The organism is Mariniphaga anaerophila (genome assembly GCF_900129025.1).
Classification (GTDB): domain Bacteria; phylum Bacteroidota; class Bacteroidia; order Bacteroidales; family Prolixibacteraceae; genus Mariniphaga; species Mariniphaga anaerophila.
Map to the genome: position 1 here is coordinate 75,519 of NZ_FQUM01000006.1, position 12,367 is coordinate 87,885.

14 protein-coding genes are annotated in these 12,367 nt (G+C 42.0%); 6 read left to right on the plus strand and 8 right to left on the minus strand.

Translation table 11 applies throughout. The features are described from left to right. Window positions 1-11: 11 nt before the first annotated feature. A complete protein-coding gene (locus BUB08_RS13120) occupies window positions 12-1,169 on the minus strand; it encodes a TlpA disulfide reductase family protein (protein ID WP_073002606.1) in 1,158 nt (385 codons plus the stop codon). A 167-nt stretch (window positions 1,170-1,336) separates the two neighbouring features. On the opposite strand from BUB08_RS13120, the gene BUB08_RS13125 reads away from it, so the two are divergent. Continuing rightward, the gene (locus BUB08_RS13125) at window positions 1,337-2,278 is read left to right on the plus strand and encodes a bifunctional riboflavin kinase/FAD synthetase (RefSeq protein ID WP_073002350.1); all 942 of its coding nucleotides are present in this window, start codon (window positions 1,337-1,339) and stop codon (window positions 2,276-2,278) included. Between the two features lie 27 nt (window positions 2,279-2,305). Here BUB08_RS13125 and BUB08_RS13130 read toward each other — a convergent pair whose 3' ends face one another. Both BUB08_RS13130 and prmC read right to left on the minus strand, forming a co-directional pair. Continuing rightward, a complete protein-coding gene (locus BUB08_RS13130) occupies window positions 2,306-3,370 on the minus strand; it encodes an endonuclease/exonuclease/phosphatase family protein (protein ID WP_073002351.1) in 1,065 nt (354 codons plus the stop codon). Window positions 3,371-3,465: 95 nt separating this feature from the next. Continuing rightward, entirely contained in the window at window positions 3,466-4,305 is an 840-nt protein-coding gene (gene prmC / locus BUB08_RS13135; RefSeq protein ID WP_073002352.1) for a peptide chain release factor N(5)-glutamine methyltransferase, read from the minus strand. A gap of 40 nt (window positions 4,306-4,345) precedes the next feature. On the opposite strand from prmC, the gene ribD reads away from it, so the two are divergent. The 3 genes from ribD (at window position 4,346) to BUB08_RS13150 (ending at window position 7,166) form a co-directional block, all read left to right on the plus strand. Further along, window positions 4,346-5,401 carry a bifunctional diaminohydroxyphosphoribosylaminopyrimidine deaminase/5-amino-6-(5-phosphoribosylamino)uracil reductase RibD gene (gene ribD, locus BUB08_RS13140; protein ID WP_073002353.1) on the plus strand — a complete coding sequence of 352 codons (1,056 nt, stop codon included), beginning with the start codon at window positions 4,346-4,348 and terminating at the stop codon, window positions 5,399-5,401. Window positions 5,402-5,577: 176 nt separating this feature from the next. Continuing rightward, window positions 5,578-5,976: a DUF4296 domain-containing protein gene (locus tag BUB08_RS13145; protein ID WP_139249704.1), complete on the plus strand. Its 399-nt coding sequence runs from the start codon at window positions 5,578-5,580 to the stop codon at window positions 5,974-5,976. Beyond that, window positions 5,973-7,166: an amidohydrolase family protein gene (locus BUB08_RS13150; protein WP_073002355.1), complete on the plus strand. Its 1,194-nt coding sequence runs from the start codon at window positions 5,973-5,975 to the stop codon at window positions 7,164-7,166. The genes BUB08_RS13145 and BUB08_RS13150 overlap by 4 nt, the downstream gene beginning before the upstream one ends. 107 nt (window positions 7,167-7,273) lie before the next feature. On the opposite strand, the gene BUB08_RS13155 is transcribed toward BUB08_RS13150, so the two are convergent. The 4 genes from BUB08_RS13155 to BUB08_RS13170 are packed head-to-tail and all read right to left on the minus strand — an operon-like array spanning window position 7,274 to window position 9,358. After that, entirely contained in the window at window positions 7,274-7,726 is a 453-nt protein-coding gene (locus BUB08_RS13155; RefSeq protein ID WP_073002356.1) for a Spy/CpxP family protein refolding chaperone, read from the minus strand. 31 nt (window positions 7,727-7,757) lie between these two features. Continuing rightward, the gene (locus BUB08_RS13160) at window positions 7,758-8,285 is read right to left on the minus strand and encodes a Spy/CpxP family protein refolding chaperone (RefSeq protein ID WP_073002357.1); all 528 of its coding nucleotides are present in this window, start codon (window positions 8,283-8,285) and stop codon (window positions 7,758-7,760) included. Continuing rightward, window positions 8,275-8,727 carry an anti-sigma factor family protein gene (locus BUB08_RS13165; protein WP_175550007.1) on the minus strand — a complete coding sequence of 151 codons (453 nt, stop codon included), beginning with the start codon at window positions 8,725-8,727 and terminating at the stop codon, window positions 8,275-8,277. The genes BUB08_RS13160 and BUB08_RS13165 overlap by 11 nt, the downstream gene beginning before the upstream one ends. Before the next feature lie 49 nt (window positions 8,728-8,776). Next, window positions 8,777-9,358, minus strand: a complete 582-nt coding sequence (locus BUB08_RS13170) for an RNA polymerase sigma factor (protein ID WP_073002359.1) — start codon at window positions 9,356-9,358, stop codon at window positions 8,777-8,779. Window positions 9,359-9,615: 257 nt separating this feature from the next. Here BUB08_RS13170 and BUB08_RS13175 point away from each other — a divergent pair, with 257 nt between their 5' ends. Continuing rightward, complete coding sequence (locus BUB08_RS13175; RefSeq protein WP_083570765.1) at window positions 9,616-10,059, plus strand: DUF2147 domain-containing protein; 444 nt, start codon at window positions 9,616-9,618, stop codon at window positions 10,057-10,059. 166 nt (window positions 10,060-10,225) lie between these two features. Continuing rightward, entirely contained in the window at window positions 10,226-11,101 is an 876-nt protein-coding gene (locus BUB08_RS13180; protein ID WP_073002361.1) for a lipocalin-like domain-containing protein, read from the plus strand. A 166-nt stretch (window positions 11,102-11,267) separates the two neighbouring features. Here BUB08_RS13180 and metF read toward each other — a convergent pair whose 3' ends face one another. Further along, complete coding sequence (gene metF / locus BUB08_RS13185) at window positions 11,268-12,221, minus strand: methylenetetrahydrofolate reductase [NAD(P)H] (protein WP_073002362.1); 954 nt, start codon at window positions 12,219-12,221, stop codon at window positions 11,268-11,270. Between the last annotated feature and the right edge of the window lie 146 nt (window positions 12,222-12,367).

The window sequence follows — 12,367 nt, forward strand, 5'->3', positions numbered from 1 at the left end:
CAATTTAAAAGCTATTTCAGAATCTGAGCCAGGGCTTTGTCTAATCCCGGGCCCTTCAGGTTTTGTGCAATAATTGCCCCTTCTTCGTTTAGCAAATAATTGTAAGGAATTTCTTGAATGTTGTATATTCTTGCAGCCAGGGCGCTTCCCTGCATATCGCCCACGTTTGTCCAGGTTAGCCGATCCTGATCAATGGCATCTACCCATTCAACGCGGTTATCGTCAATACTTACCTGGTAAATTTCAAACCCTTTGTTTTTGTATTTGCGGTATGCATCAACTAATGCTTCGTTTAAAATTCGGGAGTTTCGGTCGAGTGCCGACCAAAATTGAAGTAAAACCACTTTTCCCCGAAGAGATGAAAGTGCAATTTCTTTTCCATCGGGATTGGGCAAAACAATGTCAGGACTGTTTTCTCCCTGTTCCTGAATCATTTGCCGCAGTTTGGCATTTTGTTCTTCCTGCAACAGTTGAACCGTATTTTGGTACAATGCTTTTACGTGCCCCGAGTTGGGGTAGATGGTATTTAATGCCGAAGCAGCAACTCTCATTGTGTGCAAATCCTTTATCACGTATTCCTGATCGTCAAACTTTTGGTAAAGCGCCAAAACGCTGCACATCGAAAACGGATTCTTCATCACAAATTCGGTAGAAAAATCGGTTTGTTCTTTTTTAACGGAATCAAAAGCAGCGTCCCAGTCTTTCTTCATTCTGTCATAATCCGGGTTGCCCCTGTACAAATTATTGAGCGACTGGATGGAATCCATTTTTCTGCGGGTATCCAGCAATTTATCGTTTAGCATTTTCACCTGCACCGAACCAAGCGATCCTTCCACCCGGTAGTTCCGGTCAAAATTGGCAGCATCAGCATCCACCACAATATTTTCCACCGAATCAACCAGCAGCGTGATAAATTTATTGGGCGAAAGTTTTAACAAAAAATAGGTTGGCACCGTGGCTGTCCCGGTAAATTTAAACTCACCCTTTTTGTTGATTTTAACAGAGTCCACAGGTGTTGCCGTAGCAACCTGCAACTCCTCCAGATAAATGGTTTGCCCTTCGGCGTGGGTAATTTTTCCTTTTACCGAAAACTTTCCATTATCCTTGCTGCATCCTACTGCCAGCAATCCTGCTATTATTCCTGTAACTAATAATCTGCTAAAGCTCATTACGTTTTTTATTAAAGGGCGTAAATTTAACAAAATCCGCTGTTTGGAAATAACATTTTTTGAAAATAACATTATTTAAGGAATGGAAAGTTGAATCAATTTTTCGGGGGTAGTTGCCCAGAAATTCACGAAAAAACTCTATGTTCGTTGCCGGTCATATTTAGAAAGTGAAAATACATACCAACATAGAAAATTTTGTAGCAAACAAGCCGGTAGTTACAATTGGTACTTTTGACGGGTTGCATCTGGGGCACCAGAAAGTACTCAGCCGGCTGATTGACTTTGCCAGACAGCGAAACGGCGAATCGGTTGTTTTTACATTTTACCCGCACCCGAGGTTAATTACCGCACCCGGAGAAACCAATCTGAGGCTTTTAACCACGCTGGAAGAAAAAAAGAAACTGTTTGCCCGCTCGGGAATCGACCACCTAATTATTTTTCCGTTTACCAAAGAGTTTTCACAGCTTACTTATTCTGAGTTTGTGGAACAGATTCTGGTAAATAAAATGCACACGCACTGCCTGGTTGTTGGTTACGATCATCGATTTGGAAAAAACCGCGAAGGCGGATTTGAGTACCTGCAAGGCTGCGCTGCAAAATTTGGGTTCGAGATTGAAAAACTGGAAGTATTGCTGGTTGACGAGTCTCACGTGAGTTCCACCCGCATCCGAAAAGCGCTGGAAGAAGGAAAGATTGAACAGGCCAATAAATTTTTGGGATACCGGTTTACATTGCAGGGAACTGTGGTAGAAGGGCAACGAGTGGGCAGAAAACTGGGATTTCCTACCGCCAACATTGAAGCTTCCGACCCCAATAAGCTTATTCCGGGCTACGGAGTTTATGCAGTGGAAGTGCTCGTAGCCGGGAAAGAATACAAGGGAATGCTAAATATCGGATCCCGACCTACATTCAATAAAAATGCCGACAACCGAAGTATTGAAGTGCACATTTTTGATTTTTCGGGAGATATTTACAACCAGGAAATTACCCTCATTTTTGTCGGAAAAATCAGAAACGAACATAAATTTAGTGGAGTTGAGGCGCTTACCGAACAGCTAAAAAAAGACAAGGTGGCGGCACTGAAGGTGTTGTCTGACGAAGCAATTTAGGACATCTGTTTTTTCACCAAACAAATACTACCGATCTTTTCTCACCAATTCTGTAGAAACCGGAAGATGATCGGAGTAACGAAAGTTATGTGTTTTGTAGTTGAACGATTCAAATTTCGGAGAGTGAAAAATGTAATCGATCCGAAGAAAAGGCCGCATATTAATAAACGTCCGCCCCAGTCCTTTTCCCGAACAAACAAAAGCATCTTTCAGACCCTGCTGTATTTGCTGGTATGAAAACGAAGCCGGAACATCGTTTAAATCTCCGCAAACGACAACTGGATAGGGCGTTTCGTCAATCATTTTACGAATTGTTTCCACCTGGTTTGCACGGATCATAAATCCGCTTTTCAGCTTGGACCCTACCTTTCGGGCATCTTTTAATTCTTCTTCGGTAGAAACGCCCGAATCAATAATGGAGTAGTCTTTGGGGTCAATTCCGTACGAGTGCAAATGCACGTTAAACACCCGCACCGTGTCGTTTCCAATCACTACGTCGGTGCAAATGGTAATATTTCGCGAGTTGTCAAACCTTATCTCATCCATATTCACAATCGGGAAACGACTCAGGGTTACAGAGCCGAAAGTGCTGCTTGTACGGGCGTATTGATAATGATTAATAAAGCTCAGCTCCTCCACCGTTTTTGCAAGGTTGAAAATATTATTCTGCCTGAGCCGTGCTTCCTGCAGGCAAATAATATCCGGGCTTTGTTCCTCCAGAAAACTGACTATTTCGGCAGCAGTTTGCTGGGAAGAAATCTGCTTATTACCTCCAAAATGATGCACATTGTACGATAATATTTTAATGTCTCCTTTTTCAATGTGCTTTCCTTTAAACTGAATAAACCGGTTGAAAACACCCCACCCGGCAAGAATAGTAAGCAACGAAAGCAGCATGTACCGGGGACGGACAATCAACCAAAAAACAATGAAGAACAGATTGACGCCAAGCACCACAAGATAGGCTAACCCAAAGAAAGAAGGAATCCACCATTTTTCAGGCGACACATAGCCTGAAAGATAAGCAGCAAGAAGAGCAACAACCGCAATCAGGTTTAAGCATAAGACGATAATTTTTATCAGCGTTCTCACTTTGGTGTAAAAAACATTAATTTTTCAGAACGGTAAAAGTGCCAAAGATTTTGCAATATACAGCTTGTCGGAATATTAATTTTCATTTCCCTGATTTATTTTCGGCACCGGAGCATCCGGTCTTTACCAAACAGATCTTTCTTTATTTCTATTGCTTCGAACCCGCATTTTTTAACCACTTGAGCCGTCTGTTCTCCAAACATTTCATTTATTTCGAAGTAAAGCCAGCCATTTTTAGTTAAAAATTTTTGTGCAAATTCTGCAATTCTGAGATAAAACAGCAGCGGATTTGAGTCCGGGACAAACAGGGCGCTTTCGGGTTCAAATTTGAGAACATTGGCAAACATCTCCTTTTTCTCCGATTCTCGCACATACGGAGGATTGCTCACAATCAGGTCGAAGTTTTGCCAGCTTCGCTCTTCCCATTTCAAAATGTCAGCCCGCGAAAAAGAAACGTCAAGCCCATTCAAAACCGCATTTTCCCGAGCAGTTTCCAGTGCCTCATCCGAATAATCTATTGCCATGACGTTTGAATACGGAAATTGCTTTTTTAACCCAAGAGCAATGCAGCCGCTTCCTGTCCCAACATCCAAAAAGCAAGGCTCTTTACTGAACTCCATTTCTGAAATCCAGTGCAGTAACTCCTCAGTTTCCGGGCGCGGAATCAAAACGGAGGGATTTACGCTAAGCTTCATTCCAAAAAATTCTGTTTCTCCAAAAACATATTGAATGGGTTCAAAATTTTTCAGCCTTGTTACAATCTCAGATATCTGTTTGCTTTGGATGGCGCTTATTACATGGTCGCGCATTAAAATCTGCGCCGTATAATCCAGCCCGCAAACGTGCTCTAAAATCAACCGGGTAAAAGCTTTCACTTCAGTTTGTGGATACAAACCGCCCAATTCTTCCCCGATATATTGAATAGTCGCCTTCATTGTGTTACTTTTGGCGCTGTAAAGATACTTTTTCCGACAAATGGAATCAAACAATAAATACATGAAACGCTGTCTCGCACTGGCGCGCCTCGGGGCAGGGAACGTTGCTCCCAACCCGATGGTGGGAAGTATCATTGTTTGCAGGGGAAAAATTATCGGCGAAGGGTTTCACCAAAAATACGGAGAGGCACACGCCGAAGTCAATGCAATTAACGCGGTTCAGAATCCCGAATTATTGCAGGAAAGTACGCTGTTTGTTACCCTGGAGCCTTGCGCCCATCAGGGTTTGACGCCGCCCTGTTCTGATTTGATTGTGAAAAAGCAAATTCCTCGTGTAGTTATCGGCACCGTAGATCCGTTTTCGAAAGTAGCCGGCAGGGGAATTGAAAAACTTAGAAATGCAGGCATTGAGGTGGAAATTGGAGTGCTCGAAAAAGAATGCAGAGATCTGAACAAAAGATTTTTTACTTTTCATGAGAAGAAGCGGCCGTACGTGATTTTGAAGTGGGCACAAACGCTCGACGGATTTATTGATGTCAACAGAGGCCGTAACGAGTTTGGAGAACCAACCTGGATAACAGGTGATTTGGCACTCCGGCTGGTGCATAAAATCCGCTCCGAAGAAAGTGCCGTTTTGGTAGGAACCAACACCGCCGAAAAAGATAATCCTTCTCTGACCGTACGCCACTGGTCGGGCAAAAATCCCACCCGGGTTCTACTGGATAAAAATTTGCGGTTGCCTCAAAACCTGAATTTGTTTGACGGGAGTGTTCAAACGCTGGTGTTCAATTCAAAAAAACAAGAACAAAACAACCAGATTGAGTGGGTAAAAATTGATTTCGAAAAAGAGATTACTCATCAGATTCTGGAAGAACTTCACCACCGAAAAATTCTTTCGGTAGTTGTAGAAGGGGGAAAACAAATGCTGGAAAGTTTTATCAGCCAAAGCCTTTGGGACGAAGCCCACATTTTTATTGGCGACAAGTTTTTTTATGATGGAATTTCCGCGCCCAAAATTCAGGGGATACTAACCCAAAGCGAAATGCTTAATAACGACTGGCTTAAAATTCTTGCGAATCCACGGGAAAGCAATTAACAACAAGCAAACTGTTTTATTGAAGTTTCCATTCTTATCCATTCCCTTCGTTTATACTTCGGATTGCCGGAAGTACAAATCTCCGACAAAGTCACAATTTTTAACGTCTGGTTTGTTGCCTGATCCCCAAACAATTTATAATTTGGCGGCCTGTTAGTAAAACAGATTGCTATACTGTGAGATATAAAACAATAGTCATATTATTTCTTCTTGCTCTGGGTATTTATTCCTGCAGCAAACCAGTGGTAGACAAACCGGCGGTATTAATCAATGAAAACCAGATGATTGAAATGCTGGCCGACATGCATCTGGCCGAATCTGCTTTTAATACGCGTCGTAATCGCGATTCGCTGGTGACCAAAAGCAGTTCTACTGATTTCTACTACTCAATCCTCGATAAATACCATGTTCCTGATTCGGTATTTGAACAGTCGTTTGTGTTTTATGCAGCCCAGCCGCGGAAGTTTGAAAAAATGTACCGGCAGTCCATGAATAAACTCAGCGAAATGGAACAGGAATATTCCGGACGGAAAATCGAGCCCGAGGAGCTGGAACTGCAAAAGCCCCGGAAGTGAGAAAAATATCCGCTTCATATATTTTCCCGGGAACCCGACCACCTTTAAAAAATGGAATTCTGATTTGTGAAGACGACGGAACAGTCAAAAATGTTATTGACACCGGCGGAGTGCTCCGCGAGCAGGCGGGGTTGGAACAATATAGTGGTGTTTTGGTTCCGGGCTTTGTAAATGCGCATTGTCATCTGGAACTCTCCCACTTAAAAAATAAAATTACCAAAGGAACAGGGCTGGGCGGATTCCTGCGCGGAATTAACAAGCTCCGTAATTCCGAAGAAGCGGACGTGCAGCAAGCAATGGCAAATGCTGATTTTAAAATGAAACACGCCGGCATTGTTGCCGTTGGAGATATTTCCAATTCTACTGTTTCGATTGCAACAAAGCATGCCTCAAACATTTACTACCACACTTTTGTGGAGGCATTTGGCATTCAGCCGTCGCGCGCCGAAAAAGCTTTTTCTATTGCAGAACAAGTTGAATCGGCATTCAGAGAGGCCGGGCTGGTTGCCACAATTACTCCTCATTCTCCCTATTCCGTTTCTGAGTTGCTTTTCAAAAAAATCAGCAAAAAGGCTTTGTCTGAGAATATTATTTTGTCTGTTCATAACCAGGAAAGCCTTGCTGAAAAACATTTTTTTGAAGACAGGAAAGGTGCGATTGCCGAGCATTTTTCTGACATGCCGGGAGTTGACATTACTCACTGGCGCCCAACAGGCAAAAGCTCGCTGGATTTTACGCTTTCATTTACCCCCAAAGAAAACCAGTTGTTACTGGTTCACAATACGTTTACCACAGAGGAAGATCTGCAAATTCTGAGAAAACAAAGAACCCCGGAAAACACTTTTTGGGTGCTTTGCCCCAATTCCAACCTGCACATCGAAAAAAAACTTCCGCCGGTTTCGCTTTTTCAAAATGAAAAAATAAACATTTGCCTGGGAACCGACAGTCTTGCGTCCAATTGCGCGCTATCTGTTTTGGACGAGATGGTTACCCTGCAGGAACATTTCCGGGAAATAACATTGCAGGAGCTGGTAATGTGGGGGTGCGTAAACGGAGCGCGGGCTTTGGGTGTGTCCGAACGTTTTGGAAGTTTTGAGCCGGGCAAAAAGCCGGGAATCAATTTAATTACCGGATTGGATTTGAGAACCATGAGACTTTCTGCAAAAAGCAAGGTGAAAGTTTTGCGGTAAAAACTGACAAAAGACATTTTCAGAACCGACAGCACACAAATTATCAATTGTTGGCAGTATCATTTCAAAAAGAATTCAAATCCGTTTCCTTTAGATGAAGACCTTTTTCAGCTTCCGTAATACCTGCAGCCTCTCCTGCATCCGTTGAAATTGCCACGTCCACGCATTCCTTTTTGCCCAACTGCCATGTTGCGGCCCCGATTGAATCCCTGCCTCTGCAAAATATCGTACTTTTTTTGTTGATCTTCCGTCAGGAGATTGCGCACACTAATGCGGTGGTCTCTGACTTTTTTCAGCATTTCTCCACGAATCTCGTTCTTTTCAATCGGATCGTAGGTAGAGCGCATTTTTACCCGCATTTCCGCCATATCCTTTTGGTGAGCAGCAACTTGTTCGTCCATTTCAGCCTGCTGCTCTTCGGTTAAATCCAGAAGAATATTCATGCTGGTTCGCTGGGAATATGCTCCGGGGCGGTTGGCATTTCTCCTCCCCTGCGCAAAAACTGTAGACACGCCAAGCATTACTACAATAATGGTAAAAGCTAATTTTCTGGTTTTCATTTCCGGGTATTTTGTAGTTATTTTTATCAGATTATCTGTTTCCCCTCATTCTGTAGCCTCCCTGCGGAAGTTTGACATCTTCATTCTTTTTTAAAACGGAGATGAATATTTCATTTAGTTTTTCCTGTTGCTCCTGATTGCAGATCTTTTTCATACCCAGGTAATAGTCGATGGTTTCTTTTTTTAGCCGGCTATGCAACTCGCCAATTTCTTCTGCAATTCTATCGAGATTTCCGGTGTCCGGATTTTTGCTGCCCATTTCATCCACCATCTCAATTCGCAAATTTTCGAGACTTCGGTTAATTTGCCATGCAGAGTGATTGAAGCTTCTGTTCAATTCTCTGAATGTGTCCATTTGTTCTGGTTGTAAATTGAGCTGCTCCCTAAAAAACCGGGTGCGCTGCTGGGCGGGCAGGTCAATTTCTTCTTTCTCCGCCTGTTCCAGTTGTTTCCTGTCCTGGTATTTGTGGTACATAAATGAAATGCCCATGGAAACATTGGTTGCCAGCAATATGGCAATTGCCCAGGCCATTATTCGATATTTATTCTTAGTTGCCATTGTTCTGTTCCATTAAAAAAGTTTCGAGTGGTTCCGTTTGCATGTCATTCAAAAACGGAATAAGCTCGTTTTTTGCGTATGTTGCCGGAGAGTATTCGGGTACTGCCGGTTCCCCTATTTTGAATCCTCCATAAATACCGGCAAGCAGCAGCAACGAGAAAAGCACCGGTTGCAAAACTCGTTCCCACACCGGACTCCCCACGCGTTCTTCTGCCTTTTCTTCCTGGTTTTCAAGCCGGGCTTTCACCCGGGTATAGAAAAACGGGGTCACCTCGGGCGATTTTTCCAATTCCAAAATGCCCAGTGTTTTTTTCATTTCTTGGGCAAATGCAGCACAATCAGCGCAATGTTCCAGGTGCTCGCGCACTTCTTTCTGCTCTTTATCAGGCAAATCACCTTCCAGAAAGAAAATTAATTTTTTATGTAACGTTTTGCATTTCATGTTTATTTGCATTTGATAATTTGACACATAATTAATTGAAAACTTGCACCTAAATACACTTTTTTTTGTAACAGAGATAGAGCTTTTTTTGCAGGTTCTTTTTTGCCCGGTGGATGAGTGATTCCACCGAAGAAACCGACAGGTTCATTACTTCTGAAATATCTTTGTAGGCCATGTCTTCGTATTTATTCAACGTAAAAGCCACACGCTGGTTTTCCGGAAGCGAATCGATAGCATCGTGCAGCATTTGTGCACGCTGGCTGTTTTCCAGTTCCGATTCCGGATTTTCAGCATGGGCAGACGGAAGCTGATTAAGCTTCTCTTTTTTTGATTTAACAACATCATCGAACGGCTGAAACCACTTGCGCTTTTTATTATCGCGGATAAAATTTAACGATCTGTTTACGGCAATACGGTAGAGCCAGGTTGAAATTTTTGAGTCGGCTCTGAATTTATCCACCGAACGAAATACTTCGATAAAAACATCCTGAGCCACATCCTCGGCATCTTCTGTATTGTGCAACAATCCAAAGCAGGTGTTAACTACCATATTCCGGTAGTTTTCAACCAGTACTCTAAAAGCTGTTTCGTTGCCTTGTTGTAATTTATCTATGATTTCGGCCTCGTTCATTCAAGCATTTGTTCCTATAAAATTAGAAATAAGACACAGTAAAAAGAAAAAACCTGCGAAGAAGATCTATTTTTTTGATAATTATCCGCTGTTTTGCGTAGCAGGTATTTTTGTTGTAACAACGGGAGCACCTCTGTAGTTTTTATAAGCAATTGGTTTATTGAGCTCAACAAAACAAAAAGATGAGTATTTTTGCAGAACAACTGCACAATATTTTTAAATTAGAATCAGGTAAATTAGTAATCAAATAAAATATCATGAAGAAATTTATTGTTTTGTTTTTTTTGAGCTTTTACGCAATTGCCGGAATAGCACAGGAAGCGGAAAAAATTGCCGGAGTTTGGTGGAATGATGAAAAAACCACAAAAATTAAGGTGGAAAAGAAAGACGGAAAGTATATCGGGACCATTGTGTACACCATTCCTGAAAACTACAAAAACGGGGAGCCGCCCAAAGACGACAAAAATCCGGATGAAGCGCTGCAAAGCCGCTCTATTATTGGACTACAGATTTTAAACGGGTTTGTTTACGATGCCAAAAAGAAAGAGTGGAAAGGCGGGAAAATTTACGACCCAAAATCGGGAAACACATACGATTGCTATGGATGGATGGAAAGCGACGACTTACTTAAGTTGAAAGGTTATGTGGGTGGCATCCGGTGGCTGGGACGTAGTTCTGAGTGGTACCGCACCAAGTTATAATTTAACGATTGAAGGAACAGCCTGCTTTTTCTCTTTTCACACCTCTGCGTAATCTGATGCGTAATTTTTTTTGTAAAGCGGAAACGTTAAATCCTGTTTCTAACAGGAAATATTTAAAGCCATTTTACGTACTAATAAATTAAAGCCATTATTTAAACAATATAAAATGAAGACAGTAAAAATTGCAGGAGCAGTTATTTTGGCAATAGCATTGCTGGGTGCCGGAATGCTCTATTTCAAAACAAAGTCTGATTCTCAACAGGAAGCGCCTCTTTATAAAGGAGAAAATATTCAACCTGAGAGCCACAAAGTTTTTTTTGGCTCCTGGATTCTGGAACACCCCGAGAGTGCAGAAAAGCAGGGATTTACTCTAATGCCCGACAGCATGGCCTCATCAATTAACATGGCCACATTAAAATATAAAAAGTGGAAAATTGAAAACGATGAGCTGGTGCTGACGGCTATCAGCCTGGGAAATCATACCGCTTCAGTATTCGAAGAAAAATATGCCATCGATTCATTTAACCAGCGAAAAATGATTCTGGAAATGAATGGACGTGAATATATTTACAAGAAATTGAAAAAAATAATTGCAGAGGATTCTGAAAAATCGGCATCATTAAGTACATCTTTTGAATATTTTCCTGCAGAAAAAGCCGATACGGCAAAACAAGAAGTTGACCTTGAAAGTAATGCCAGAGCGAAACGATTCAAAACCGTTATTTCACAGGAATACAACAGCTCACCGGTAAATTTTGCAGGACATTATGTGGTTATTACCTGGGGATGCGGAAGCGGTTGCATCGAAGGTGTAATGGTTGATTCAAGGAATGGGAAAGTCTATAACCTGCCCACAAAAAAGGGGTATTCTGATGTGGGAAACAGTGTGGAGCATTACAAAAATAGCGTGCTGTTAAAAACTTCATTTATATATCCTGCTCCGGATCCAAACAACCAGGAAGCAGAAGAACATTTCTGGCTTTGGAACGAAGCGGCCAAAGAGTTTGTGCACTATAAATCGGAATCAAATGTTGCTATATAGGCAATAAGAAAAGCAAAGAACTTTTCTTGTTTAATGGGACTTCCTCCCCAAAGAAGTGCCGGGTTCTCTTCTGATATTCCGACGCTTTTGGGAAAAAGGTTACGCGGTTCGACAAAAAACCACGATGTGCACGATTGAGAAACAGTCTTTCGAAAAAAACTATTGATTAGAAAACCGATTTCACAATCTGCTTTACGTTGTCTGAAATTCCGTACGTATAAATGTGCAACGACGGCGCATGATTTGCCACTAGGTCTTTTGACTGGTGAATTGCCCATTCTGTGCCTACCTGGCGGGCTTCTTCGTTGTTTTTACATTTCGCCAGCTCTTTCGATAGTTCCTGCGGCAAATCAATATTGAATATTTTGGGCAGAACCGTCAACTGGTTTTTCATGTTAATGGGTTTTATTCCCGGAATAATAGGAACTGTAATTCCCATGTCACGACATTTTTTCACAAAGTCGTAGTACACTTTGTTATCAAAAAACATTTGGGTAACAATGTAATCGGCACCGGCATCAACTTTCTGCTTCAGGTAAAACAGATCCTGCTCTTTGTTGGGCGCCTCAAAATGTTTTTCGGGGTAGCCTGCCACTCCGATGCAGAAATCGAGCGGAGTATTATTTTTCAAATCCTGTTCCAGGTAAATCCCGTTTCTCAAATTTACAATTTGCTCCACCAACTCATTGGCATTTGAATGCCCGTCGTTTTCGGGTTGAAAAACATGTTGGTTTTTGGCACCATCGCCACGCAGCGCAAGAACATTTTCAATACCCAGAAAATGTAAATCGATGAGCACATGTTCTGTTTCGCTTTTGGTGAACCCGCCACACAGAATATGCGGAATAACCGGAATTCCGTATTTATGTTGAATAGACGCCGCAATTGCCACTGTTCCCGGCCGTTTACGCACGGTGCGTTTCACGATGGATCCATCAGGCATCTCCCTGAATTCCACCTCATCGCGGTGAGTCGTAATATTAATGTATTTCGGATCAAATTCTACCAGGCTCTCAATCGTATTGTAAATACGGCCAGCATCGTTTCCTTTTAGCGGCGGCAACAACTCGAATGAAAAAACGGTTTTTTCCGATTTATTTATGACGTCAATAACTTTCATCTTATTCAATATATTTCGCTACAAAATTAACAAAAGTGCGGTTCAACACGAATTTAATTCAAATCTGAAACCAAATAAGGGAAAAAAGTAACACAATAAATTTGCAGCACATTAGAAATCAAGGGCAATATTATTTGGCTGAATCG

Excerpts from the sequence above, each read along its gene's own strand:
- ribD (WP_073002353.1), top strand. The coding sequence starts at position 4,346 with ATGGAATCAAACAATAAATACATGAAACGCTGTCTCGCACTGGCGCGC.
- BUB08_RS13180 (WP_073002361.1), top strand. The coding sequence starts at position 10,226 with ATGAAGACAGTAAAAATTGCAGGAGCAGTTATTTTGGCAATAGCATTG.
- BUB08_RS13165 (WP_175550007.1), bottom strand. The coding sequence starts at position 8,727 with ATGAAATGCAAAACGTTACATAAAAAATTAATTTTCTTTCTGGAAGGT.
- BUB08_RS13120 (WP_073002606.1), bottom strand. The coding sequence starts at position 1,169 with ATGAGCTTTAGCAGATTATTAGTTACAGGAATAATAGCAGGATTGCTG.
- BUB08_RS13170 (WP_073002359.1), bottom strand. The coding sequence starts at position 9,358 with ATGAACGAGGCCGAAATCATAGATAAATTACAACAAGGCAACGAAACA.
- BUB08_RS13160 (WP_073002357.1), bottom strand. The coding sequence starts at position 8,285 with ATGGCAACTAAGAATAAATATCGAATAATGGCCTGGGCAATTGCCATA.
- BUB08_RS13155 (WP_073002356.1), bottom strand. The coding sequence starts at position 7,726 with ATGAAAACCAGAAAATTAGCTTTTACCATTATTGTAGTAATGCTTGGC.
- metF (WP_073002362.1), bottom strand. The coding sequence starts at position 12,221 with ATGAAAGTTATTGACGTCATAAATAAATCGGAAAAAACCGTTTTTTCA.
- BUB08_RS13175 (WP_083570765.1), top strand. The coding sequence starts at position 9,616 with ATGAAGAAATTTATTGTTTTGTTTTTTTTGAGCTTTTACGCAATTGCC.
- prmC (WP_073002352.1), bottom strand. The coding sequence starts at position 4,305 with ATGAAGGCGACTATTCAATATATCGGGGAAGAATTGGGCGGTTTGTAT.